We start from the raw sequence: 25173 nt of genomic DNA, 5'->3' as shown, positions 1-25173 counted from the left end.
TCCTTAAAGTTGTGCTAACAGTTCTGATTTTTTGTTTTCGTATTCAGCTTGCGTAATCAGCTGCCGGTCGTAAAGTGATTTGAGTTTCTGCAATTTCTGCGTCAGCTCATCATCTTCCACCATTTTGTTACCCTCGCCTGTCGGCGTAACTTCCGGAACCGAAACGGTAGGCATAGGCGGCACCGGTGTAACCGGCGGCTGTACCACGGGTGGTGCAACTTGCTCGGTAATTTTGGGTTCCGTAGGCACGGGAGTCGGTTCTTCCTTCTTTTCGCCGGAAGGGTTCTCCAAAGCGGTTTTAATCAGCTGGTATAATTTACGTGCCTGTACTTTGGGGATATAATCGATGGTCAGGTTTTCGCCCGCGAGCGGTATAACCGTTACTTTCGATCCGAATATTTCCTCTTTAAACGCGATATCTTTAATATCCGTCCAAGAAAAAATTTCAAAATTAGTAGCGAGGCCCAGCTTTGTAAACTCGCAAAGGAATATTCGTTTATTGCTAATCGCGATGCTGTCCGGTAACAAGGTTACTGCCGGTTTCTTCTGTAGCGAAATATACTGTATGTATTCGCCTGCCGTCAACATGTCGACGATTTTATCATGGATTCTTTCCACCACTTTGGCGTCCTGTCCGTCCTGGATAAATTTCTCTATACGCATAATTTATGTTCTACCTGCTACACAAAATACAAATTCTCCTTTAATAGGATGTTCCTCAAAATGTAATTTTAACGTTGCCAGTGTTCCCCTTACCGTTTCTTCGTACAATTTACTAAGTTCCCGTGAAATAGAAGCCTCCCGGTCTTCACCAAAATATTCCATCAACTCGCTTATCGTTTTTAGGATACGATGAGGCGATTCGTAAAAAATCATCGTACGTTTTTCTTCAGCGAGTTGTTTGAGCCGCGTTTGTCGCCCCTTTTTTACAGGAAGAAACCCCTCGAAACAGAATCTGTCGTTCGGTAGGCCCGAATTGACCAATGCCGGAACGAAGGCCGTTGCACCGGGTAGACACTGTACCTCCAATCCCGCCTTAATCGCTTCCCTTACCAATAAAAACCCTGGATCCGAGATCGCCGGTGTTCCTGCATCAGAAATCAAGGCGATCTGCTGTCCTTCTTTTAAAAACCGGATGATTTCGGTTACGGCCTTATGTTCATTATGCTGATGATGCGCGAAGATTTTCTTTTCAATACCAAAATGTTTGAGTAGGGGAGCACTTGTGCGGGTATCCTCCGCCAAGATAATGTCGGCCTCTTTCAAAACACGTATAGCCCGAAAGGTCATATCTTCCAGATTACCAATAGGCGTAGGGACGAGATATAGCATGACCAAAGGTAAGAAATAGTTGCGAGGGATAAGTTATAAAAAAATATCCCCCTCGGGGTGAGGGGGATTAGTCTTCAAAATCGATGAAGTCGTCGCCATCGTACGCGAACTCCAATAAGTCCGGGTAGATGTCTTGTTCGAAAAATTCTAAATCTTTTAACATACTTTATTTTTAATTTATATTACAAACATACCAGCGATGTGTGAACTCTATATAACATCTATATCAAATAATTGTTAATATGTTTTGTAATACCTCTAAATTATAAGATATTTTTAATAAATCAAAATTTTTTATGATAAAATTTTAATGTTCCGGTTGTTTTATTAGTATTTTGTTTAAAAACGGAGGTTTGGATTGTATAATCCTCTTTTTAACAATAAATGTCACCTTATCTCCAATATGCGAGGGGACGAGCTGTTTTGTTTCTTTTTTTGCGGGAAAAAAAGAAATCCCAGTCAACACTTGTTATCTTTGCTCTTCTATAATTACTTATTTATTTATGCTACAGATAAATTATATCCGTGAAAACCGGGATGCGGTCCTCGAACGATTGGCAGTAAAGAATTTTAAAGCAGTAGAATTAGTTGACGAAGTTATTCAGTTGGATGAGTCGCGACGTAAAATTCAGAACGAATCGGACGCGCTCGCTGCCGAAGCGAATACTGCGGCCAAACAAATCGGAGATTTGATGCGCCAAGGAAAGCGAGAAGAAGCCGAAGTCATCAAGGCAAAATCAAGCGGATATAAAGAAGAAGTGAAAGCACTTACCGATAAGTTGGGGGAAATCGAGCGTAGCTTGCAGGATAAGATCGTGCAGTTGCCCAATCTGCCGCATGCTTCGGTACCCGTAGGTGTTTCGGCGGAGGATAACGAAGTTGTATTAGAACACGGTGCCATTCCGGCACTGACAGCAGACGCACTACCACATTGGGACCTGCTAAGTAAATATGATATCGTTGATTTAGAACTAGGCGTGAAAGTTTCGGGAGCAGGTTTCCCTGTCTATAAAGGAAAGGGAGCGCGTCTGCAACGTGCCTTAATCAATTTCTTTTTAGATCAGGCCGCAGCGGCGGGATATGATGAAGTGCAAGTACCAATTTTGGTGAACGAGGCTTCAGCTTTCGCAACCGGACAACTACCGGATAAAGAAGGGCAGATGTACCATGTTGGCGGTGATGATTTTTATCTGATCCCAACGGCCGAAGTTCCCGTAACGAACCTATACCGCGATACCATTGTAAAAGAGGAGCAGTTTCCTATCAAGCACTGTGCATATACCCCTTGTTTCCGTCGGGAGGCAGGTTCTTACGGCGCACACGTGCGTGGTTTGAATAGATTACACCAATTCGACAAAGTAGAAACCGTGCAGCTTGTTCATCCGGATAGATCCTACGAAGTATTGGAAGAGATGAGTCAATATATTCAGGGCTTGTTGCAGCAATTGGAACTGCCATATCGCGTATTGCGTTTATGCGGCGGCGATATGGGCTTTACTTCGGCGTTAACCTACGATATGGAGGTATTCAGCGCGGCTCAGCAACGTTGGTTAGAGGTTTCTTCCGTATCCAACTTTGAAACCTATCAAGCGAACCGCCTGAAAGTACGTTTCAAAAACGAACAGGGCAAGATGCAACTAGCGCATACCTTAAATGGATCTGCATTGGCATTACCGCGGATTGTAGCGTCTATTCTCGAAAACAACCAAACCGAAAAAGGTATACGTATACCCGAGGTTTTAGTTCCATATACGGGTTTTGAGTGGATTGATTAATCCGTAAAACAGAGATCTTTTTTTATTTATTTGCTACGTAACATGGGTGTGAGCACAAACAAATTAACAGCAAACACGGACATTTGCGTAACAAACACAAACAAAATTTTGCCGGAAGCGGACGAGTTTATGCCAAACATAGACGCGTCTGCTTTAACTTCAAACCGAAATTTATCAAAGTAGTTAACTTTTTTAGCAGACATGGTCGGAAATTCTGCGTGCACACCCGTGTTTTTCGCGTATTCATCCATTTTTGCTCCAAAGTGTAACAAAGAGACATCGTCTACAGCCAGATTCACAACAAACACAGGCGAAAGTTGTAAAATGTCCAACCAAACTGCGGCGGCGACAAACACAAAAATCGCGAACGTGTTTAACTTGAACGCGGGCACGATTGATTTAAGGTTAAAAAGCATCGTCTTAGAGTTTGTTTTGGCTTTCGTTAAAGGAATGTTACGTAGCATGATGTTTAACTCGGCTCTCTTTGCTCCGTGTCTGTTAGTGTTTGCGTTGACGACGTCTCTCTTCAGCGCGTTTACGTACCTCTCCGTGCTGTTGTCGTCTGTGTCTATAGCAAACATGCCCCTCTTTACCACGTCTCCGTACCAGTCTGAGGCGTTTTCGTTTGTGTTTACATGAAAGATATCCGTCTTCGATGCGCCAGCGTACGCGTCTGTGTTCTTGCGGTTTGTGTTTACGTTGACATCGTCTCTCTTCGGCGCGTTGACGTAGCTGTCTTTGCTCTTGCTGTTCGTGTTTGCCTTGCAGGCGTTGCTCTTCAACGTGTTGCCCTACCTCTCTGTGGTGTTGTCGTTGCGGTTTGCGTTGAAGTTATCGCTCTTCCGTGCATAAATGTACCAGGCGAAGACGAACACATCCCGGTTCGGTTCGCGGCGGTCGTCGTCTTGACCATAAAGGAACGTTCCATCCAAATTTTTCACGACCTATTGTATAATATCGCTGTAATTTCTATCTTACAGACGCTATTGACCACTGAAAAGGAATTATGAGATGAAATATATACGCGCCAAAGCTAATTTTTTTCGATATCCTGACGATAAGCTTATCGTTGCAGCTTCCTGGATTATCCGTTGTATGAAAAGATCAACCATTTTTATCCACCCTACACCAAGTATTGCCACAATAGAAGAAGCCTATGCGGATTATTACCAAAAGCTCGTAGAATCTGCCGGCGGCAGTCGGCTGATGAAGGTGCAAAAGCGAGATAGTAAGAAACGGCTCAGTGACCTTTTGCAAGAACTCGTATTCTATGTGAACGTAGTAAGTGATGGCGATCTGGTAAAACTATATAGCTCGGGTTTTCCTGTATTGGCCGCAAAGCGTAAAGGACAATCACCGGATACGCCCGGTTCTCCTTTTTTGACCGACGGCCGGAAATGTGGGGAGGTCGCCTTTGGTTTTCGCCCAGTAGGGCGGGATATGCTATATGATTATTGTTTCGCGACTCAGGTAGACGATAAGAACCAGCCTATATGGGAAGAAGCGCAAACCACCTCGCGTTCGTTCAAAGCCTACCAAGACGGATTTGATCCCGGGCAATTTATTTATTTCCGTGTCCGCGCGAGAAATAAGCACGGCTGTAGTGATTGGACAGCCGCTGTTATGTTTATGGTGCGTTAGTAACTTTATAAGTTTTTTTGCCGCTCAAGCCGCGGCAGGGCTCATACTTTTTTTCCCGCAAAAAAAGTATGCAAAAAATCTCGCCACTTTAAAATTTTGATAGGTTGGATAGTGCAATTATTATATTTCTACATATTTCAAAATTTTATATGTGGCATTCGGCTGTTAAAAATGGGACAATACAGTGCATGACTCCCTCTTAATCTGGATTCTCGCATCCGGATGTTTGAGGTATGAAGAAACTCATCCTTAGTACGACCCCTTATCTCAAACATCCGAAGCGAGGAGGTTTATGGATAAGTGTTTATTTTTATATCCATGAGCTCACTTTGTTCGGTTTTGCTTCTTTTTCACGGAGAAAAAGAAGAAGAAAGAGGTTCCATGCGAACCAAATACTGATCATTATCGTCTTCAAAAAGAATCTGTACGACCCAACCTTCCTCCCGGGCGATTTTAATGAGTTCTTGTTGATCGATATACAGCCAATGAAAAGGTTTTCCTTTATGCCCTTTATATTCATATTGGAAATGGATCTCGCCGAAATAATGTTCCGGTTTCGGGATGCGGTATTCCTCGTATAGGTAAGCGATGTTTGACGAATCAAAGAGTAGCTGTCCTTTATCGGAGAGTAGTTTTTTACTATGCCGGAGCAACGCTCTTAGACCCGCGATCGTACCCACCAGACCGATGCCGTTCATGAGGAAAAGGAGCGTGTCGTAATTACCTTCCTCCAGGGCAAAGAAATCGTCGTGGATGATCTTTTGCACGTCGCGTTGTTTCATGATGCTGCAGGCCGCTTCGGATATTTCAAGTGCCGTTACGTCAAAGTCTTGCTGCTGTAAATAAAGGGCGTGGCTCCCCACACCGGCACCTACATCCAATACATGCCCGTCGCAAAGGGCGAGCGCGATATGTTCCAATTCCGGAAAGTCGTCGGCGTCCCGAAAAAAAACGGCTACCGGCATCTCCTCGATATCGCCGTAGCTACTGTGCAGCAGCAAAGGTTCTTTTAATTCGCCGAGCACATGAAAATCATACAGGGCTTCTCCGTATACGTCGCGTTCCATTAATCTTCTATTTTAAGTATTTGTTTGGCGATGGCTATTTCGGATGGGTTACCGGTGTGCTTGCCGCGTTCGTCAGAGAGTTTGATCACATCCGTCCACTCGCCATCTTCCGGCTTCGCTTCTACCATCTTCAGAACGATATTCATGCGGGGCAAGCCCACATCGTTGGTGAAATCTGTGCCGATGCCAAAAGAGTAACCTATTTTCCCTTTACAGAAGTGCACAATATTTTCGACTTTGTCGTAATGTAAACTGTCCGAAAAAACGATAGTTTTTGATAGCGGGTCGATGCCTTGTTGCTGATAATGGGCTATCGTCATGGCGGCGAAGGTAACCGGATCGCCACTGTCGTGCCGCACACCATCGAACAGTTTAGATAGTTTTTTATCAAATTGCTTGAAAAAGACCTCCGTGGTATAGGTGTCCGAAAGTGCAATCCCTAAGTCGCCCCGGTAGACATCCGACCAGTGTTCCAAGCCCAGCAAGTTCGCCATTTTATAACCGTATTTGGCAGCGTGGAACATAAACCACTCGTGTGCATGCGTGCCAATGGGCGTCGTCTCGTACTTCATGGCAAAGTGTACGTTGGATGTCCCGATAAACGTTTTGGAGGGCTGGTGCTTCAGCGTCCGGATTACCTGATCGTGTACCTCATAGGAATGCCTTCTTCGCGTGCCAAAATCGGCTACGGTAATATCCAGTCTGTCGTATTTAGCCATTTTTTCCTTTGCCACTTCCCGTACGGCATCGTTGGAGATCCGGGGCTGTTCACTGCTTTCATAAAACAGTTCACAGATGAGCGACATAATCGGAACCTCCCATAGAATGGTTCGGTACCAATATCCTTCTATGCTTACGGATAGTTCGCCGCCGGATTGCTCCACCTGCACCTCGTCCGGATCATAACGGTAACCCGCTAAAAAATCCAGATAAGTGGGGTCCATATAGGGGCATCTTATACGTAGGAACTCTTTTTCTGCCTTGGTAAGCTTGAGTTTTGCCAGTTCATGGATCGCAGTTCTTAGCCGGTGGTCAAAACCCTCGGGAAACTGGTGCTGGCCACGGTTGATAAACTGGTACCGCGCTTGCGCCCTTGGGAACATTTTGCTCACCGCAAACTGCATCGTGAATTTGTAAAAGTCGTTGTCGAGTATCGAATTGAGCTTAGCCATGTGGGAGCCTTTAATGTAAAATTACCATGAAGTTAAGGAATTAAATTTTATCGGTTAGCATATAGCCACTGCCGTAAATGGTGTGGATCGCTAAAGCAGGGTATTTCTCCAGTACTTTTCTGATACGCGACATCGCACTATCCAACTGACTATTATTGTAGGTACGGTCGTCCTTCCATATCTGTTTGAGCAGAATTTCCCGATCAACGGCTTGGTTTCGGCGGGCTAGTAAAAAGCTTAGTATTTGTATATCCTTTTCCCGGAGTTTGTACGACTTTGCATCAAACTCCACGTACTGGGCATGCAGGCGTATCGTCATCCCGCCAATCTTATATTGTAAGAGATCTGGGGGGAGCGCCAATAGGTTTTTTATTTGTGCCAATAGTACCTGTGGTAGAATTGGTTTTTGCACATAGTTGATTGCACCATGCTTAAATCCTTTAACCTGGCTGTTTTCATCAAATTCTGTCCCAGTCATCATGATGATAGGCGTTGCTATATCTTTATCCCGGATTTCTGCAATTACATCAAATCCAGATTTATGGGGCAGTATTACATCCAGTACAATTAGATCCGGCTTCTCTTTATGGTATAACGATAGCCCTTCCTCCCCAGAAGCGGCATGCCAAACACGCAGGGTATTTTCTTCAAAGAAATCCTTCAGCGTGTGTGCCAGCTCTTTATCGTCCTCTATAATTAAAACGTTATTCCGCATCGTCTTGTATGGGGAAATATACAATAAATTCCGTTCCGACGCCAATTTTACTGCTTACTTTTAGCTTTCCAGCATGTGCATCGACCAGCGCCTTCACATAAGTCAGGCCGAGGCCAAAGCCGGTTTTGTGCCGTATAGATTTATCTTCGCTACGGTAGAATTTCTGAAAAATCCGGGGCAGATCTTTTTCGGCGATGCCTAGCCCATTGTCTTTAACGCTTATTTTCAGCTTATTCTGTTCATCGGAAACGTGGATATCGATCTGTACCCCATCTTCCCTTGAATATTTAATGGCATTTTCAATGAGGTTATCCATGATGTTAGCGAAATGTAACAGGTCCGCATAAACAGTAGTTTGCGGGGTGTTCATATGAAGATTTATGGCCACCGACTTTTCTTTTACCGCTTCATATTTATCAACGAGTGCAGCAAAAAATGTGTCGAGGTTGATGGGCTCTTTGTTTAGTGTGATCGTTCCCCGATTGTTATTACTCAACTTCTGTATGCGTTCGGTATAGGTATTGAGCTTTTGCAATTCTAACAGACTTTGCTCGGCATATCGTTGCACTTTGTCTGTGTTTCCGTTTTGGAGATAATGAGGGATCAATGCCAGCTGGGTTACCGCAACCGATAAAGGCCGTTTAAACTCATGTGTCATGGTATTGACAAATTCCTGCCTCATTTTTTCTATTCTCTCCTTTAAGAAAAACGTTCGGATGATTATCGTCAGGAAGAAACCGCAAATGATCACTAACACCGCCGTTAAAACAAGCTGGAACGCCATCTTGGTGACGATAGCGGAGAATGGAATCTGTATGTATCCTTTAACACCGAGTGTGTCAAAAATATCGATGATGGTTAATTCGGACGCGGTGTAGCCGTCAGTTGATTGGCCTTCTTTTGAGTTTTGGAGGACTTTATTGTTTTTTACGTCAATGTATTCAACATAAGTGCTTGCTTCTATTACGCCCCTGCCGGAAAGCTCGAGTCTGTAGATGCTGTCTAACATATTGATGTTGAGCGGCATGTGGTCTTTGAGGATGAATTGGCTGAGCTTAACATCGCCATAAGGATCGTAACGGTCAAATTGTACTTGAAAAGAGGTATCTATTAATGTTATGGTCTTGGTAATATATCGAGATGTATCTCCTGCAGGGAATCGTGGATTGGAGACAATCGTCCCACCCATGGCTTCATATCGATAGCTATGTTCCCGAAGAATGGCGGTTTGCAATGCTTCATCTTTTACCTGTGTAACGAGCCGATATTGTGCCTCATATAAATTATGTACCCATATCGCTTGTCCTGCTAAAATAATCAACAGAATGAGCGTTGTGATGGTTCGTATGTGTTTAGCGGATAGTAGCATTTTAGTTAACGCCGTGAATTTATATCTTTTTAGGCAATATAAAAAGTCTTTATTCAAGCATTTTTGTCTAATGATTTCGAACTGATAGAATTGAGTCAGAATTGAGTTGCTTCAAAAATCGTTTTCTTTTATTTAAGCCCTTAATTTGGTGAAAATAAATTAAAAGATATGAGATTATGAAGACGTATTTAATTGGACTAACCTGTCTCGTTGTAATTTGTATTGCTATGAATGCGAATTTTCAAATTCGATTTGATAGCGACAAAAGCGAAATCACTCTAGGGAATATTGAGGCCTTAGCGCAAGGTGAAGCTGGGAATGGTAATTGTTGGTTTTACGCAAGTGTTGATTGCCCCTATAGTGGCGATAAGGTATTATACGTAGAATGAAAAGAATTTACACTGTTGTTTTAATAGGTTTGGGATTTACCCTGACTTCTTGTAATGCTACGGCACATACAGAGGCGGTGGTATTTCCCGAAACTATTTCCCTACAGGGGGAGGAAAAAGCGATACCGGATAGTGTTTACTTGCGGTATCCTTTCCGCGTTCGGTTGCAGGATGACATCCTTTACATAATGGACATACACACGTCGGGCTATTATATTCATTCGTTTACGCAAAAGGACATGCGGCACATTGCGAGTCTGGCCCATCGGGGGGAGGCACCAGCAGAATTTCTAGGAACGGAAAATATACGGATAGACGAGCGGGGGGATGTATGGACGCTCGATGCTAATAAAAGTAAAATCGTCAAATTAGCGAAACAGATCGACGGACAGCCTGTTCAGATCAATCTCGATAAAGAGCTTATCCGAACGCTGGATTTCGATCGATTAAATGATTCGGTTTTTATTGTGCCGGATTATACCGGACGACATCGCATATCATTTGTAGACGCTCAGGGCGGGATCCTGAAACATGCTTTTCAGATACCGTCATCCACAGAAAAAGAAAGTCCTATTGTATTGGCGCAGGCTTGGCGCTCATTTATCAGTTATAACCCGAATCATGGCATTCTAGCAATGGCAACCCAATTGGGACAGGTGATCGAAATCTATGATTTAAAAAATGAGCGTGTGGTAGAAAGGATAGGGCTGGACGAAGGCGCGCCTTGGTTCGAAAATCGAGGAGGCTATGCGGTACCGACGGGAATTATGGGGTATAGTGATATTCATGTAGGGCAAGAACATATTTATGCACTGTTTTGGGGCACTTCTTTCGAGGAAATACGAAAGCGACCTGAGGATCATAAGGAAGGTGGTCGTTATGTACACGTATTTGATCTCAAAGGGAAGCCCATCCGGAAATATGTACTAGATAGACATATCACGGGATTTCATATTGATGAGGTGAGTGGTAAGATGATCGGCCTGGATGTCAATAGTAATCAGCCTGTTGTGGAATACGTATTTAACTAGAAAATGGAAGTAAAACAACGTGAGCTAATATGAATAAATTATGAAAAAACATGCAGAACGGATTATATACGGAATACTCGTAGGGCTATTCTTAATAAGTTGTCAGGAAAGTAAACGCGATTCTGCAGAGAAAATCGTGAACGACTGGATAGGAAAAGAAATTCTCCTCCCGGCTGATGTAGACTGTTGGTATATGGGACAGGACACGGTCTGCCCACCGCGTGAAAATAAACCGTATAAGATGTTAGTTTATACAGATTCTGTAGGCTGTACCAGTTGTAAGCTAAACCTAATGTTGTGGAAGCATTATATTCATGAAATGGATTCTATAGCGCCAGGCGAGGTAGATTTTGCTTTTTATTTTCAGCCGAAAAACCGGAAGGAACTGGCGCACTTGCTGCGGCGGGATCGGTTGGAGCAGATCGTGTTCTTGGATAATACAGGTACTTTGAAAAAGCAAAACCGGCTTGCGGAAGAAATGGAATATCAATGCTTTTTATTGGATAAGCGCAATAAAGTAATAGCCATTGGTAATCCTACATTGAATCCTAGGTTATGGGATATGTATAAAACGACAATAATAACCAACAAATGAAATGAGCATTAGGGAAAAGTAAGGCGGCAGGCTGGTCTCTCAGCAAAAAGTTACACAGCCTGTCCGCCAGCTATCCCACCTTAATAAGAAAGGAGGTACAGCGGCAAAGATAAACATTTGAGATGAAACCTTGTATAGCACAGGGAACTGTTGAAAGGATAGACAGTGGGGGGGATAGCTTTCGCCCGAAGATTAACAGTATTGTAAAAAAAGGAGCTTGTTAAAGCTCATCTAAATTTTAAAAAATGAAGAAAAAAATTTTTGGAGGCATACTGGCTGTAGCGATTGCAGCGGTTGCCGCAGTTAATGTGAATTTTAATAATGAATCTGAAGATGTGCTGTCTGCGCTTAGCTTGGCTAATGTAGAGGCACTTGCAAGTGGGGAGAATGGATCTCCGTGCGGAGGACCAAAAACATATGGTACTTGTCAATCCACTAATACTGTGAACTGTAAAGATACCTCCGGATGTCAATAAACAATAATTGAAGATACCTGCGTTGCTGCTACTATTTTGGCGACGCGGGTATTAAGCTTTTTTATGTGAAAATTAGCTAATATCTAAATTTGATAAAATGAAAATATACTTTTTGTCGTTCATAGCTTTGTTTTTTCTTAACGGCTGTATAAATAATAATAATACAAAGGATTATCATCATGATTTAGATATCCCGATTGATACTATTTCGTGGTCGAAATTTTCGTATGAAAAGGTTGAAACATTCCCTGTAGAAAATATTGTGAAGAATAAAAGATATATCAAGCTTGATCCGAATGAAAACCATTTATTCGGTGGAGCCGATAAAGTGCTTTTTAGGGATAATATTTATATACTGGACAAGCGCCAGAAGAAGATTGTTGTATTTGACCAAAAAGGCAAGGGTGTCAATACTCTCCATAAGGTGGGGCAAGGGCCGGAAGAATACGTACAGATAACAGACTTCGCTGTGGATGCTGAAGGGAATATTTTTATGATTGATGGCGTTAGTGATAAATTAATGCGTTACGATAGCCGAGGTGAGTTTATATCGTCTGAAAAGCTGCCGTTTGAAGTAGATATCATCCACTGCCTTAATAACGGAGAACTGCTGATGGGACTTTCGACTTGGAACACACATCCCGAAACAAAAGGTAAGAGGCTATTGATCGCGGATAAAGATCTAAATATCAAAGATTCATTTTTGGATTTTGATGAATACTACGATGATAGCTACTGGATATCTTATTACTCTTTTATTTCTAACGGATCCGATATTTTTTATAATAAACCGATTGAGGACTTTATTTATATGTTGTCACACAATGGAGAGCTTGAAAAAGCCTATTATATCGATTTCGGACCGAACCGCATTCCGTCCGAGTGGAGAAAGGACATAGAAAATCATATAAATGAAATCGAGGAAAAACATCAGTGTCTTAAGAACCAGACTATAATAACGGACAAATATATTATCGGAACGCTCTGGGATCGAACCGAGACAAAACCTTTCTTGATAAATAGAGAAAAACTTACGATTTATCTTTACGGAGATATAGCAGAAAGTGATATAAGCGATATCTGCGATTTTCGAAATAATAGTATAGTATCACTGATCTATCCAGGTAAATACGCTAATTTAAATGAAGCTGATCTTCCAGTTGATGTACGTAACCATATCGCGAATGACAGTTACGTGATATGTGTAGCAGAACTTTGGTAGTGATAAGGAAGCGTCAGGCTATCTCTTGCTACGAGAATTAAAAAATGAAATGAAGTCGAAATAAAAGAAAGTTTTTTGTTTTCATCATATTAGGAAGTTGGGCGTGTTCTAGCTCATTTGGTTTTGGAATACATCAGCATAAACGAGATAATATTATCAATGTAAAAAGCGATATAAAAGAAATATCGATCGAGGATGTTTTGATAGGAAGCACTGTTCGTCTATATCTTGTCGATGATTATCTGGTAATCGCTGATCATAAATCTGCGGATAAGCTTATCCATCTTTTTGATGGGAATGATTTCAATTATGTCACGAGTATTGCCAATATCGGACAAGGTTCAGGAGAAATAACCGTGATAGATAGCGAGATACAATTTGCCTATTTGGATCTTGACGCATTGATCTAAATGCCTATGTTATATTACAATGAAATATATTCAATTTTTTTGTTTAGTAAGTACGATAGTATTTTGTAGCTGCCGCTTTGCTTCAATAAACAAGCTGGAAGAGGCGTTTACAACAGCAGGAGATAACGCTATTGAATTAGAAAAGGTAATAACGCACTTTTCTAAAGACAAGCGTCTTTCACAATATTTAGATGCGGCCAAATATATTGTGGAAAATATCCCTGGACACATAAGTATGGATGATGCAAACTATCTAGCGTACAGTAAACAGTTGAAAGCAATGACGATGCCGATAGAAATCGACGAACTTAACAAGGTTTGGACTGGGGCCGATATTCATTATTCGCATGATGTAAATCAAGTTGAAAGTAAGTTTTTAATTCAGGATATTGAAGATGCCTTTCGTATTAGGGACTCGGTCCCTTGGGGCCGGACGATACCATTTGATGTATTTAAAGAGTATGTGCTTCCTTATAAGGTGCGTCAGGAAGCACTTGTGCCCGGTTGGAGGATAACATTGTATAATAAATATAAACACGTAGTTCAAGGCATAGCTGATCCGAAAGAAGCGTTTGCTACACTATTGAATTATTTGAAGGAACATACTCGAAAAACTAATTTCAATTTCAGTGGGGATGTTGACCCCCTAACGATGGATCATATCAGGATGGGTGCATGCTCGCATTTAAGTGTATATTATGTAGCTGTATTGCGTGCTTTGGGGTTGCCCGCAGCTTATGAATATATTGACCGTTGGGGTAATTTTAGCGTAAATGGACATAGTTGGATTTCTTATATTGGAGAGAAAGAAAGGACTTACACAATCGCAAATGGCGATTCTGTTTTAAGAACAATGAACCCCATTGATGCTTCCATGTTTAAAGAACATTATGATCCGCATCACGAGGATTTTAACATTAGTAGATGGAAAAAGGTTTATAAAATTTACCGATATACCTATCAACTTCTTCTAAACGATCAATACGCTCATTTAGAACAAAGTGGAACACATAAGAAAGATGTTTCTCCATATTATGGATTGAATGGCACGATTGATCTAAATGCGTCGGGATATGCGTATGCTTCGTTGTCTTTTTTTAAGACAGGTGAAGATTGGCAAGAATTTGTTTTTGCAAAGACGGGTGGAGGCACTGTGTCGTTTGACGGTTTGGCGGATAGTATAGTCTATTTGCCTACATTTTATAAAAATGGGCAAAAAAAGGAAATCGGCAGACCATTTTATATCGACTACGACAATAAAATAGTTTGGCTGGCGCCCCACTTATCCGACACTGATACACTTATTTTAAGAAGGAAATATCCTTTGTTTGGTCACTGGCCTGCGATGTGGCGTCAAATGAAGGGGGTTAAGATCGAAGTGTCGGATACGGAAGATTTTCGAAACCCTACCAATATCCATACCATCAAAGAAACACCTATGGGGTTGCTGTCGTTTGAAGCAAAGCCGGCTATTATGGCAAGATACGTGCGATATATCTGTCCGCCGGAATCCCGTACCGCCGTAGCGGAGTTTAAGTTTTTTGACGAGCAAGATGAAGAAATTTCAATTGCAGAAGCGATGGGATATGGGATAAAAGATACTGTCTCCTTAGCCTTTGATAAAAATGGACTGACAAGTGTATCAACCAAAGCAGGGGAGGCTTGGATAGGAGCAAGATTAGAGGAGGCAGCAAAACGAATCGCTCGGGTGGAGATTCTTCCAAAGAATGACGGGAATTTTATTGATGCGGGGGATCGGTACCATCTTTATTATTTTGACAGTGAGTGGATCTCATTGGGCGAGCAAGTAGCGGCTAGTAATCTTTTAACATATAAAAATGCACCTCGCGGCGCACTTTTTTTATTAAAGAACTTAAGTAAAGGAAGGGAAGAACGTGTATTTACTATGGAAGAAGGGCGTCAAGTGTGGTGGTGAGAAACGATTTAGAAACAACGGAAGACAATAATATTCCAATTTTGCTGATAGAATTGAGTAAGAATTGAATGGCGTGAAAATTCTTTTTCTTTTAGCAAGGAGCTTAATTTAGGGGAAACATGCAAAATGAGACAATAGGGAAAAGTAAGGCGGCAGGCTGGTCTCTCAGCAAAAAGTTACACAGCCTGTCCGCCTGCTATCCCACCTTAATAAGAAAGGAGGTACAGCAGCAAAGATAAATATTTGTGATGAACCCTTGTATAGCACAAGGAACTGTTGAAAGGATAGATACAGTGGGCAGAATGGCTTCTGCCCGAAGATTAACGGTATTATAAAAAAGGAGCTTGTTAAAGCTTATCTAAATTTCAAAAAATGAAGAAGAAAATTTTTGGAGGCATACTGGCTGTAGCGATTGCAGCCGTTGCCGCAGTTAATGTGAATATTAATAATGAATCTGAAGATGCGCTGTCTGCTCTTAGCTTGGCTAATGTAGAAGCTTTGGCGAATGGCGAGAGTGGAGGAGGTTATACGGGATGTACTTCTGGAGGAGGATACTGTGCTATATATTGGCAAGGGACACTCATTTTTTCATCGTATTCCCACTATCCTTATTAATAGTGAATAACTAGATAATTAGCTCCATCAAGCATTATCGTAGATGATGATGCTTGATGGACTTTAACAAACTGATATGCGAAAATTAACATATTTATTTCTTGTTTTATTTGTATGGGGATGTATTAAAAGCGAGCGGCCGAACTCATCCGAACGCGTATATTTGAAATCTAAAGACTTGAATTTTACAGAATCTTTAGGAAAGGCCTATGCGATTGATGTACTTGATAAGTACCTGATAATCAGGGATTACCAGGCTGAAACTAAATTGACTATATTTAATTTAGAAAGTGATTTTAAAAATCCTATTTATACCGGATATACAGGACAAGGACCTGGTGAATTAATTAACCCCGGTCCTACAATAGTCGAGTCTAACAAGTTTTTACTATATGATGCGTCTAAAATGAAATTATTCTCTTTTTATATGGATACTCTTATGGTGCCGGATTATAAGCCCCATGAGGCCATTTCTATTATGGAGGCAGGAATCATCGATGTGAAGAAGATTGGTAAAGATCTTTTTATTGCGGTTGGTGTCTTTCCTGACAATCGATTCGCGTTAATAAATAGTCAAGGAGAAACTATCGAGCGGTTGGGAATGTATCCAATAGAGCTACAGGAAGGTGTACCGGAATACGTACGAGGCATCGCCTGCCAATCTATGCTGACAACTGACCCGAAAAAGAATAAAGCGGCTGTTGCGATGCGGTATGGGGAGCATATACAGTTTCATGTATTTGATTTAGATAAATACACAGCAGAACTTATAAACGAACATCATGTTTTTTTACCCGAATACACCACGAAAAATTATAATGGTTCTCCTAATTTCAGTCCGACAGAGGAGACGCGCTGGGGATATTTATCCATATCGTCCAATTCAAATCATGTCTATGCACTTTATTCTGGAAAGCCCCAGGTCCGGGGGACAAATTTTTACCAAGGCCACGAAGTCCATGTGTTTGGATGGGATGGAGAGCTTATAAATAAAATAGAACTAGATAAGCAGGCTTTTTCCGTAACCTGCAATGAACACCATCTATATGCCTTGTATGAAGATGAAAACGGATATGAAATAGCAGAATATGAACTTTAAACAAATATTGATTATGAAATACTTTTCTCGTTACACATGCGTACTATTGTTTTTACCATTCGCAGTTATGTCTCAAACCAAGATGCAGGAAAAAAAAGAGAGTGTCATCGTTATTACACCCAAAACAGAGGATTTGATGATTCTTTATGTGATTAATAACAAGTATTATCTCGGTGACACTATTAATATATTGATTCCACGTTTAGATGTGTCTAAAATTAAGAGAATTGAACAAGTTAAAGATAGTCAGACAAAATTGAATTATAGCAAAAAGACAGGGAAGTTCGCAAAAAAAGTTAAGGACATTTTTGTTGTGGAAACAACTGAGGATTTTGAGCATAAAATAAAGGATAGTAAATAAACTTTCGTAAGGGGAATTATACCGACAGGTTAGCCTTTGGGTCGTGATCTCTATCGTCAGCTATATGATTTAAATGCTGCCTGATAGAGTTGATTCAGAATTGATTGGAGTAAGAAATATTTTTCTTTAACAAATTACGAAGAAAGGGTATATCCAATCAAATGGTCATTATCGATATCCATCGCCTGAACTAATTTAATCTCTGTGACTTACCACGTTACTCCTAATTCTTTGCGAACGTAGACTAAAGTGCATGTAATATTTATTCCGGTCATGTGTCGATGACCATATTACTCGGCTATATTAATATATATCTATGTCTAAGATAATTTTCGAAAAAGATAATAGAACTTCGCGTTTCCATATGAGGATGTCATACTTTTTGATATTACCATGGTTTATTCTGCTATCCTCTTGTATTGATAAAAATATAGATGTTAGAAACTCTATCGGAGAGTTGTCGCATATGAATCCTGAAATCCCAATCCTCAATTGGAGAATAATTGGGCCGTTCAATGATACTACTAACGCTGATCGCATACTGACATTGGCGTCGCCACTGCACAATTTAAATCATGAAATAGAACAAAAAGACTTGATCGATACCTTATATAAGCAACAAAAAGGATTTGTAATAGACTTTGCTGATTTATACGGCGATAGAGAAAATAGCGTTACCTATGCACTATCTGTCATCACCACTGATAAGGCTGGTGAGGTTGCTTTTCTCGTCGGTGTTGACGATAATATTCGTTTATGGGTGAACGATGCGCTTTGTCTAACAACAGAAGGTTCGCGCGGATTAAGAAAAAATCAGTTTGTTGAAAAGATTTTTTTGGAAGAAGGCGATAATGTTATAGTCGCAGAAATTTCAAATGGTCAAAATGAATGGGAATTTAGCTTGGAAGTAGCCACTATAGAGCATGTTCGATATAATGCACTGATATTTGATTATTACGGGAATTGTGTTAATCCATTGCTGTCGTCAAAAGACAGTTTAGAATTTCGGATTTCAGATTTCGATTTTCTGCCTGCCACCCGCCCATCAAAGCTTACTATATATGATTTTGATGATGATCGCGTAATGGAACAAACATTGGCGCTCGATAAATATCCTAAAGTTTCGCTGAAAGGTTTAAAAGAAGGCGTATATAGATACACACTAGTACTCGATGCGGATACCTTAGATGGCTTCTTTGCGTACGGGGGCTTGGATAAAGTTTACCATCGGGATAAGATATTGGAAAAATATCGCCATAATAAACAGACGTTCGATTTGCTATCACCTTATGTCAAGAGGAGCGACCATCTAATCGCCTCGTGGGTGACGAATGCTAAGAGACAAGATATAGAGCTGGAAAGGAAGATCGTTTATTGTATATATAAAATCCTTGAGATAGTTCATAAAGCAACTAAGGGGCCTATCAATGAAAGCATGCTCTGAGGTCTCCAGTTGAAAAGCTACATCTCACCCATTGATGGATCGGAGGAATATTACATAATTTATATTCCCAAAGTCTTAAAAGAATCAGCTTCTGGCATGCCTTTAATCGTCGCTGTTCCGTATGTCACGGGTAAACATAAGTTATATGTTGGGGCCATAATGGCAAATAGTAACAGAATGTCCTATATATCCAAATTTGCGGAAGAACGGGGAATAGCAGTGCTATGGACAAGTGCGCGTATATTCGAAAAATATAATATGACGCCGATTGTGACTAGATCAATTGAGGATAATATCTGTCATGTAAGCAATATATATCCTATCGATAAAGATAGGGTTTATCTTTACGGCGACTGTTCTGGAGGATTATTTGCGTTATTGTCGGCTATTCGGCGACCGGATCTGTTTGCGGCCATCGCAGTTGAAGGTCCAGATTTGGCACCGGTGAACTTTACAGATGAAACCGCTGACCTTTCTGGCGTTTCAAATAATCTATTTGCGATGAGTGAAAATATAGAAGATAAACCCATTCTTTTCCTGCAATCAAAGAATGACTATAAGTCGCAACCTTCTCTTACTCGAAAACTAATAGATCGGCTGAAAAAGAAAAAGGGTAGGATAGAGTGGGATGATCAACGCGAAGCCGCGAAAGGTACAAGAATTGTAAATGGAATGCTCAAGCATTATAAAATGATTTCGGAACCTGAATCGATGCGTAAAGTATTTGATTTTTTCTATTCGCTTAATCGGGATCACATTAGCCCTGTTCGAAAATTTTCGACATATGCAGTCTATCGAGACACGGTTTATGGAGTTTATATTGCAGAGAAAAACGGTGTGGGGATTGCAGATGTAGAATATTCTTTCCAGAATAATATACTGGATATAAAAACCTCCAATGTAGCAAAGTTTTCTTTCAATACGCAGGTTTTAGACTGTGCCAATCTCGCGACGATACAAATCCGATGGAACGGACAGCTGATTCCAGCTCAGGCGTTAACAATAGTTGGGGAACACGAGTTTTTTCTGCAATCAGCTCACAAAACTGAAGCAGGCCGACAACATGTTTTTGCGAGAAAAAAGACTCAGATACCCATCAACGCCGTTTTTAGAGAACGTTTTGCGTTGGTATTGCCAGAGGAACCTGACAAAGTATCCCTTCGCGCAATACACGACTTTGATTCCCTGTGGCAGGAAGCTTATGGCGTTGAGGCTCCTATAATTCTTTCATCGGCAGGTATTTCACAGATGTCCGATAAACACCTTATTTATTTTGATAATCATGATGAATCTTTTTTCTCCAATTGGATTCAACAAACTATAGACGTGGAAGAAGAAGCAATTTCCTTCAGATCTCGATATAAAGGTAATCGATCTCGTCATATTTCGTATGCATATACGGAGCCTCTCAACGCTAATTATTTTTGTTTGAGGATAGGGACTGCAGGTAGTGAAATAGCAAAAGATTTTCTGGAAAACCTGATCTATAACGGGTGGCAAAGTTTTGTGTTTTGGGATAATATTCGGAAGGAAAGTGTATTTGAAATGCCTCGATTCTATTAAACTTTTTTAGCATAAACTGGTTTTGAAAATAACGTAAGGTATAACTGTGGTAAACTCAAAAGCGATCATACTGTGGGCAAAATAGCTTATATTTGAATGTCTAAGGATTCCTTTATGAATACGTGCCGATGGAATCGTTTCTTTAAACCTAAAAAAATATTATAGTAATCATTAAGTTACAAGTTATGAAAAAGAAACTCCTCCTATTGATTCTAGTAGTTTTCTCGATTATAGCTCACGGTCAAGCCGATAAGATTAAACATCTGCCGGTAGAGCTGCAAAATTCGGGTATTTATCATATCGCGGCTGTTCGAACTGTCGATACTGCCACCTTTGTGGATGTCCATGTCACGTTCATTCCAGGGTGGTGGAGCATGTTTTCCAAAAAAAACTTTATTAAAGCAGTCGATTCAGAGCAGAGAATATATCCGAAAGGAATTGCCGGTGCAGCATTTGATGAAAAACTTCGGACACCCAAATCTGGCGACACACTCGTTACCTTAATATTTGATCCTTTGCCTGCACATGTTCAGCAAATTGATTTTGGTGACGCGGAGAGAACGTATATTTATGGGATCAATCTAGATGGGAAAGCAAAGCAGTTCCGCAAACGATCGGATGATCAAAAAGAAAAAGAAGCGTTGGAATGGGTTCATGCCGAGTTGGCAAAGGCTGAAACCCCCGAGGTACTGACATCCTATGACGGGGATGACTTTTTTGGAAGAGATTCGGTACGTATCGTCGGGTATATTAAAGGTTATGATCCGCGGCTGGGCTTTTCCAGTGGTATCATTTACCAAAGCGACCTGTTCACACGAGAGGATTTTCCAGCTACGGCGAGGATTTATGAAAACGGTACTTTTGAAGTATCATATGAAGCACTGTATCCCGAAATAACGTCTATAGTAATCAATGATCAAACTATTGAGTTTTATGCTGAGCCAGGACATACCATAGGACTACTACTGGACTGGGGAGATTTTTTACAGGGTGATCGGTATCGAGACAGAAGCTATACTTGGCAACATACGCAGTATTTAGGTGATTTGGGTGAGTTTAATGAAAGTCTATTTGCGATAGATACCCGTAGACCGGACTACAAAAAGCTACTTGATAGTCAGAAAAAGGTAGCACCGAGTGAGTTTAAAAATACTTGGCTAAACCAGTGGAAAGCGGAGTCTTTACATTTTGATTCGGTTCTGTTGGCGAGTAATGTAGACGCGAAGCTTTCGTCATTGATCAAGGCACAGCTCGATATGGTTTATGCCACTTATTTTTTTGAATATGCCAGCAATAGAGATTATTATAGCAAGCAGGATACGGCTAACCAGATACTGAAGATGCCACTGCCGGATGACTACTATGATTTTGTTAATGAACTGGACTTTAATAAGCAAACTTACTTGGTGTCTTCAGATTTTTCAGTTTTTATCAACCGCTATGAATATGCAGACCCATTTCGCATCCGGTCTGTCTTTAAGGATTCCACATTGACGCAGCCTGAGACAGCGAAAATGGGTTTGATAAACGATATCGCCTTAGGCAGACATATTACCGTCATGCTCAAACAACTCCCCGATTTCGGCAATAAGCTTGTGGAAAAAGAGCTTATCGAACGCCCCACGGTTGTTCGAAATATAAAGGACTACTCCGATTATTTGGAAACTCGCAGAGCGGGTTACGAGTTGCCGGATACCGATGGTGCGAAAGTCTTTAAAAGTATAGCGGATAAATATAAAGGCAAGGTGTTGATTGTGGACTTTTGGGCGGAATGGTGTGCACCTTGTCGGGCAGGTATCGAAGCTCATTTAGCCGATCGGGAGAAATATGCAGATCACCCGGATTTTGCTTTTCTTTTTGTAACGGACCAGAGCACGAGTGAAAAATTTTATCGGGAGTATACGGCAAAGCAAAAAATGGTCAATTCCTACAAAGTCAGCGACGACGAATATTTGGCCTTGCGCGAGCTGTTCCGATTCAATGGGATTCCACGTTATATCCTGGTTGATGCAGAAGGTAGGATATTAGATGATAAATATATTATGCGTAACTGGAAGTCTGACTTCGTTAAACGTTTTCCGGATAAATTTAAAAGAGCGGATTTTCTGGATAATTGATCGGCTGATAGCGTTGAGACGTCTGTTTCTTTCTGAAATCACGATAAACTGCTTATTTTTAGTATAAATTATTTTTATCAAATGGGTATTATATATTTTCTGACTATCCTAATAGGCCTTGTGTTCCTTTTAGTTAACGAGAGAACTGCTAAATACGTTTTGAGTGGGTATAATATACGCTAGGTTAAAGCGCTCATTTCTTATTCTCGTCATTTGGGGAATTAGCTGTGGCTATGCACAGGACATCCATGCAGTCCTCGGTAAAGGCCAAGAATACCACGGGGTGAATCTTCAGGAAAAGCTTTACCTGCATTTGGACAAGCCGAGTTATACAACGGGTGATACCATTTGGATCAAAGCCTACTGCACGGTGGGAGTCGATAATCTTTTGTCTAACCTAAGTGGCCTAGCGTATATTGAATTGATTAATCCTACGCGGGAGGTCGTCAGCAGGATCAAAATTCCATTGGTAATGGGACTTGGCCTGGCGGATATCGCCCTGCACGATACGATTACCGAGGGTTCTTACCGATTGAGGGCCTATACCAACTGGATGCGAAATAGCGATGAAGCATTCTTCTACGACCGAACGATACCGATCAGTAACGGGCGTTCGGATAAGGTGCTGACTTATACGGCTGCAGAACAAGACGCCAAAGGACAGATTTATACGATCAACCTGACGGAATTGGAGGGTGCCCCTCTTGCTAATAAGGCTGTACAGTTTGAAATCCTGAATGAAGGTAAAGTGGTAGAGAAGAAGCGTGGGCGTACAGATGTGGAAGGTACGGTGTCCCTTACATTGAATAGTCGTCACGAAAACGCGGTTGTACGGTATCGTTTTGAGACATCCGACGGTCGTTCGGTTCAGAAGGTTTTCAAAACTGTGCCAGCACTAAAGCGAAATGACATACAGCTACTGCCGGAAAGGGGAAAACTCTTGGCAGACCGAACAAACCGTGTTGCGGTGAAGGCGGCTGACGCTAGCGGGCTGGGGGTAGCGGCAGAGGTTTTTTTTCTGTCCGGTGCGGATACGCTGACCCATATTCGCACTAATGAACTGGGAATGGGGGCTACAACGCTGTTCCCTATTTCAGGCAGTGCGCTTCGGGCGGTTGCGAAGTTTGAAGACGGCAGGTCTCAAGAAATTGCTGTGCCTCCTGTATATACATCGGGCTATTCGCTGATGCTGGACAACCTTCAGGAAGGGCGGCTGACAGCCGAGTTGAATCTTTCGGATGATCTGGTCGATGGCAGGGAAATCTATTTTGTAGTCCACCATCTGGGCAGGGCCTACCTGGCATCACGCGAGCAGGTGACGGGGCAGCAAGTAGTCTTTTCGGCGGGTACGGCCGATCTGCCCAACGGGGTGCTCACGCTTAGCGTTCTGGACAACGAATTTAAGCCGATTGCCGAGCGGCCGTTTTTTCACTACAGTACTTCAAAACAGGTGCCTATAACGATTACGTTGGATAAAGAAAGTTATTCCACGAGAGAAAAAGTAACGGTAGAAATCGGAACACACAACGAAGCGGACAGCCTGCTGATCGGTGCCTTCTCCGCTAGCGTGTTACACCTGGGTAAGATAGATAGCGGTGAACTGGAAGAAGCTCCAAATATCCTGTCAGCCCTTCTGCTCAGCTCCGATATAAAGGGGTTTATCGAGAAACCGGGATCTTACTTTGCCAACGGGAACATCAAAAGGCAGGATCTGGATTACCTGATGCTCACGCAGGGCTGGCGTAATATCGATTGGACGGAGCTAAAAACGACAGAACAACCTCTGTACAGTGTTGAGAAAGGGATAAGGATTGCCGGCCATACCAAGAAATTAGGCAGGCAGGCGCCCGAAGTTGGCGCGACGGTGCAACTCTTTCCGACAAGCAGTCTTTTGGAATATCAGGAGACCATCTCCAATGAGTACGGGTATTTCGAATTTAACGGTCTGCTATTTCCCGATAGTATGGCCTTTATTCTGTCGGCAAGGGACGCTAAGGGCGGGGATCGGATCGATATTTCCGTAGTGGAAGAGGACCTGCCGGAAATCGGTCCGAACCGAAATCATCCGTTGGAGCGAATCGATGTGAATACGTTGCAATTGGATCAGATCAGGGCGTCTAATGCGCGTCATGCCGAGTTGCGGCGTGCCGGACTGGTGGAAGGAACGATCATGATTGATGAGGTGCAGGTGAACCGTAGGCAGAACAGGGTGTCCAATAGATCGAAAAATCCGTATGGTGCGGGCAATGCTGACCATATATTTACAGCAGATGATTTTAAAGGGCACACGCACTTAGGGCAGTATATAATGGATCAAATCGGTAATGTATTGCGTTGGGATCCTGAGACAGGTTGGCCAATCGGAGACATAGGTGTATACGTCTTGGATGGTATGGACATAGATTCGATCGAGGTGCGGTCTTTGCCCATTGAAGCAATTGAAAGCGTAGAGGTTCTTGCCAACGGTTTTTATGGTGTCGATTCCAAAAAGCTTATTTTTTACATAACGACCAAACCCGGTAATGAGGGATTCAATCGAATCTCGGTGCCGCGCGGTAAAACGACTATACGTCCTGAAGGGCTGTATCGGACGAAGACTTTTTACAAGCCGGCTTATGGAACCAATGCAGATCCCATTGCTATAAAAGATCTGCGTACGACTATTCATTGGGAGCCCAGTTTGGTCATCAATAGGGGGAAGTATACGAAATTTGATTTTTATGTTTCTGATGAGCCGGGTACATATTGTATACTATTAGAGGGGCTAGATATAAAGGGCCGTATATGGCAACAGCTGTTAGAATTCGAGGTTTCCATCCCGCAAGACCGCTAAAGATATTTCGC

23 protein-coding genes are annotated in these 25173 nt (G+C 41.8%); 16 read left to right on the top strand and 7 right to left on the bottom strand.

The annotated features are described in order from the left end of the window. Positions 1–3: 3 nt before the first annotated feature. Both LKO28_RS07405 and rsmI read right to left on the bottom strand, forming a co-directional pair. Entirely contained in the window at positions 4–663 is a 660-nt protein-coding gene (locus tag LKO28_RS07405; protein ID WP_227694128.1) for a PH domain-containing protein, read from the bottom strand. 3 nt (positions 664–666) lie between these two features. After that, a complete protein-coding gene (rsmI, locus tag LKO28_RS07400; RefSeq protein ID WP_227694126.1) occupies positions 667–1332 on the bottom strand; it encodes a 16S rRNA (cytidine(1402)-2'-O)-methyltransferase in 666 nt (221 codons plus the stop codon). A 503-nt stretch (positions 1333–1835) separates the two neighbouring features. Between rsmI and serS the strand changes: the two genes are divergently transcribed. After that, a complete protein-coding gene (serS, locus tag LKO28_RS07395; protein WP_227694124.1) occupies positions 1836–3107 on the top strand; it encodes a serine--tRNA ligase in 1272 nt (423 codons plus the stop codon). Between the two features lie 26 nt (positions 3108–3133). Here serS and LKO28_RS07390 read toward each other — a convergent pair whose 3' ends face one another. Continuing rightward, positions 3134–3889, bottom strand: coding sequence for a hypothetical protein (locus LKO28_RS07390; protein WP_227694122.1), 756 nt, complete (start codon positions 3887–3889; stop codon positions 3134–3136). 229 nt (positions 3890–4118) lie between these two features. On the opposite strand from LKO28_RS07390, the gene LKO28_RS07385 reads away from it, so the two are divergent. Continuing rightward, positions 4119–4748 (top strand): fibronectin type III domain-containing protein, encoded by a 630-nt coding sequence (locus tag LKO28_RS07385; RefSeq protein ID WP_227694120.1) that lies wholly within the window; start codon positions 4119–4121, stop codon positions 4746–4748. A gap of 350 nt (positions 4749–5098) precedes the next feature. Here the strand turns inward: LKO28_RS07385 and LKO28_RS07380 are convergent, their stop codons facing one another. Genes LKO28_RS07380 through LKO28_RS07365 form a run of 4 tightly spaced genes read right to left on the bottom strand, consistent with a single transcriptional unit; the run spans position 5099 to position 9071 of the window. Then, the gene (locus LKO28_RS07380; RefSeq protein ID WP_227694119.1) at positions 5099–5815 is read right to left on the bottom strand and encodes a class I SAM-dependent methyltransferase; all 717 of its coding nucleotides are present in this window, start codon (positions 5813–5815) and stop codon (positions 5099–5101) included. Next, positions 5815–6987 carry a nicotinate phosphoribosyltransferase gene (gene pncB / locus LKO28_RS07375; RefSeq protein ID WP_227694116.1) on the bottom strand — a complete coding sequence of 391 codons (1173 nt, stop codon included), beginning with the start codon at positions 6985–6987 and terminating at the stop codon, positions 5815–5817. The genes LKO28_RS07380 and pncB overlap by 1 nt, the downstream gene beginning before the upstream one ends. A 40-nt stretch (positions 6988–7027) precedes the next feature. Further along, entirely contained in the window at positions 7028–7702 is a 675-nt protein-coding gene (locus LKO28_RS07370) for a response regulator transcription factor (protein WP_227694114.1), read from the bottom strand. After that, the gene (locus LKO28_RS07365; protein ID WP_227694113.1) at positions 7692–9071 is read right to left on the bottom strand and encodes a sensor histidine kinase; all 1380 of its coding nucleotides are present in this window, start codon (positions 9069–9071) and stop codon (positions 7692–7694) included. The genes LKO28_RS07370 and LKO28_RS07365 overlap by 11 nt, the downstream gene beginning before the upstream one ends. Before the next feature lie 176 nt (positions 9072–9247). On the opposite strand from LKO28_RS07365, the gene LKO28_RS15575 reads away from it, so the two are divergent. From LKO28_RS15575 to LKO28_RS07295, 14 genes are all read left to right on the top strand, one after another. Next, the gene (locus LKO28_RS15575) at positions 9248–9460 is read left to right on the top strand and encodes an NVEALA domain-containing protein (protein WP_227694110.1); all 213 of its coding nucleotides are present in this window, start codon (positions 9248–9250) and stop codon (positions 9458–9460) included. Continuing rightward, positions 9457–10491: a BF3164 family lipoprotein gene (locus LKO28_RS07355; protein ID WP_227694108.1), complete on the top strand. Its 1035-nt coding sequence runs from the start codon at positions 9457–9459 to the stop codon at positions 10489–10491. The genes LKO28_RS15575 and LKO28_RS07355 overlap by 4 nt, the downstream gene beginning before the upstream one ends. A gap of 40 nt (positions 10492–10531) precedes the next feature. Further along, positions 10532–11086 (top strand): hypothetical protein, encoded by a 555-nt coding sequence (locus LKO28_RS07350; RefSeq protein ID WP_227694106.1) that lies wholly within the window; start codon positions 10532–10534, stop codon positions 11084–11086. Positions 11087–11331: 245 nt separating this feature from the next. Next, positions 11332–11562: an NVEALA domain-containing protein gene (locus tag LKO28_RS07345; protein ID WP_227694104.1), complete on the top strand. Its 231-nt coding sequence runs from the start codon at positions 11332–11334 to the stop codon at positions 11560–11562. A 97-nt stretch (positions 11563–11659) separates the two neighbouring features. Beyond that, positions 11660–12784 (top strand): 6-bladed beta-propeller, encoded by a 1125-nt coding sequence (locus tag LKO28_RS07340; protein WP_227694102.1) that lies wholly within the window; start codon positions 11660–11662, stop codon positions 12782–12784. Positions 12785–12984: 200 nt separating this feature from the next. Then, complete coding sequence (locus LKO28_RS07335; protein ID WP_227694100.1) at positions 12985–13194, top strand: hypothetical protein; 210 nt, start codon at positions 12985–12987, stop codon at positions 13192–13194. Positions 13195–13213: 19 nt separating this feature from the next. After that, positions 13214–15130, top strand: a complete 1917-nt coding sequence (locus LKO28_RS07330) for a transglutaminase-like domain-containing protein (protein ID WP_227694098.1) — start codon at positions 13214–13216, stop codon at positions 15128–15130. 372 nt (positions 15131–15502) lie between these two features. Beyond that, entirely contained in the window at positions 15503–15745 is a 243-nt protein-coding gene (locus LKO28_RS07325) for an NVEALA domain-containing protein (protein ID WP_227694096.1), read from the top strand. A gap of 76 nt (positions 15746–15821) precedes the next feature. Next, complete coding sequence (locus LKO28_RS07320) at positions 15822–16844, top strand: BF3164 family lipoprotein (protein WP_227694094.1); 1023 nt, start codon at positions 15822–15824, stop codon at positions 16842–16844. Between the two features lie 67 nt (positions 16845–16911). After that, entirely contained in the window at positions 16912–17205 is a 294-nt protein-coding gene (locus tag LKO28_RS07315) for a hypothetical protein (RefSeq protein WP_227694092.1), read from the top strand. A gap of 316 nt (positions 17206–17521) precedes the next feature. Then, positions 17522–18649, top strand: a complete 1128-nt coding sequence (locus tag LKO28_RS07310; protein WP_227694090.1) for a hypothetical protein — start codon at positions 17522–17524, stop codon at positions 18647–18649. Positions 18650–18808: 159 nt separating this feature from the next. Further along, entirely contained in the window at positions 18809–20212 is a 1404-nt protein-coding gene (locus tag LKO28_RS07305; RefSeq protein WP_227694088.1) for a hypothetical protein, read from the top strand. Positions 20213–20397: 185 nt separating this feature from the next. Next, positions 20398–22329 carry a TlpA family protein disulfide reductase gene (locus LKO28_RS07300; RefSeq protein WP_227694086.1) on the top strand — a complete coding sequence of 644 codons (1932 nt, stop codon included), beginning with the start codon at positions 20398–20400 and terminating at the stop codon, positions 22327–22329. 163 nt (positions 22330–22492) lie between these two features. Beyond that, on the top strand, positions 22493–25162 hold the full coding sequence (locus LKO28_RS07295) for a hypothetical protein (RefSeq protein ID WP_227694084.1): 2670 nt from the start codon (positions 22493–22495) through the stop codon (positions 25160–25162). Positions 25163–25173 lie beyond the last annotated feature (11 nt).

Source organism: Sphingobacterium sp. FBM7-1 (assembly GCF_020687765.1).
Taxonomy (GTDB): domain Bacteria; phylum Bacteroidota; class Bacteroidia; order Sphingobacteriales; family Sphingobacteriaceae; genus Sphingobacterium.
This window is presented reverse-complemented; position numbering and strand designations above follow the sequence as displayed.

What these genes read in the sequence shown, in the direction of transcription:
- rsmI (WP_227694126.1), bottom strand. Translation starts at nt 1,332, where the DNA reads ATGCTATATCTCGTCCCTACGCCTATTGGTAATCTGGAAGATATGACC.
- LKO28_RS07355 (WP_227694108.1), top strand. Translation starts at nt 9,457, where the DNA reads ATGAAAAGAATTTACACTGTTGTTTTAATAGGTTTGGGATTTACCCTG.
- pncB (WP_227694116.1), bottom strand. Translation starts at nt 6,987, where the DNA reads ATGGCTAAGCTCAATTCGATACTCGACAACGACTTTTACAAATTCACG.
- LKO28_RS07365 (WP_227694113.1), bottom strand. Translation starts at nt 9,071, where the DNA reads ATGCTACTATCCGCTAAACACATACGAACCATCACAACGCTCATTCTG.
- LKO28_RS07345 (WP_227694104.1), top strand. Translation starts at nt 11,332, where the DNA reads ATGAAGAAAAAAATTTTTGGAGGCATACTGGCTGTAGCGATTGCAGCG.
- LKO28_RS07325 (WP_227694096.1), top strand. Translation starts at nt 15,503, where the DNA reads ATGAAGAAGAAAATTTTTGGAGGCATACTGGCTGTAGCGATTGCAGCC.
- LKO28_RS07405 (WP_227694128.1), bottom strand. Translation starts at nt 663, where the DNA reads ATGCGTATAGAGAAATTTATCCAGGACGGACAGGACGCCAAAGTGGTG.
- LKO28_RS07315 (WP_227694092.1), top strand. Translation starts at nt 16,912, where the DNA reads ATGTCTCAAACCAAGATGCAGGAAAAAAAAGAGAGTGTCATCGTTATT.
- LKO28_RS07340 (WP_227694102.1), top strand. Translation starts at nt 11,660, where the DNA reads ATGAAAATATACTTTTTGTCGTTCATAGCTTTGTTTTTTCTTAACGGC.
- LKO28_RS07385 (WP_227694120.1), top strand. Translation starts at nt 4,119, where the DNA reads ATGAAATATATACGCGCCAAAGCTAATTTTTTTCGATATCCTGACGAT.
- LKO28_RS07310 (WP_227694090.1), top strand. Translation starts at nt 17,522, where the DNA reads ATGTCTAAGATAATTTTCGAAAAAGATAATAGAACTTCGCGTTTCCAT.
- LKO28_RS07330 (WP_227694098.1), top strand. Translation starts at nt 13,214, where the DNA reads ATGAAATATATTCAATTTTTTTGTTTAGTAAGTACGATAGTATTTTGT.
- LKO28_RS07320 (WP_227694094.1), top strand. Translation starts at nt 15,822, where the DNA reads ATGCGAAAATTAACATATTTATTTCTTGTTTTATTTGTATGGGGATGT.
- LKO28_RS07370 (WP_227694114.1), bottom strand. Translation starts at nt 7,702, where the DNA reads ATGCGGAATAACGTTTTAATTATAGAGGACGATAAAGAGCTGGCACAC.
- serS (WP_227694124.1), top strand. Translation starts at nt 1,836, where the DNA reads ATGCTACAGATAAATTATATCCGTGAAAACCGGGATGCGGTCCTCGAA.
- LKO28_RS07305 (WP_227694088.1), top strand. Translation starts at nt 18,809, where the DNA reads ATGGCAAATAGTAACAGAATGTCCTATATATCCAAATTTGCGGAAGAA.
- LKO28_RS07300 (WP_227694086.1), top strand. Translation starts at nt 20,398, where the DNA reads ATGAAAAAGAAACTCCTCCTATTGATTCTAGTAGTTTTCTCGATTATA.
- LKO28_RS15575 (WP_227694110.1), top strand. Translation starts at nt 9,248, where the DNA reads ATGAAGACGTATTTAATTGGACTAACCTGTCTCGTTGTAATTTGTATT.
- LKO28_RS07380 (WP_227694119.1), bottom strand. Translation starts at nt 5,815, where the DNA reads ATGGAACGCGACGTATACGGAGAAGCCCTGTATGATTTTCATGTGCTC.
- LKO28_RS07350 (WP_227694106.1), top strand. Translation starts at nt 10,532, where the DNA reads ATGAAAAAACATGCAGAACGGATTATATACGGAATACTCGTAGGGCTA.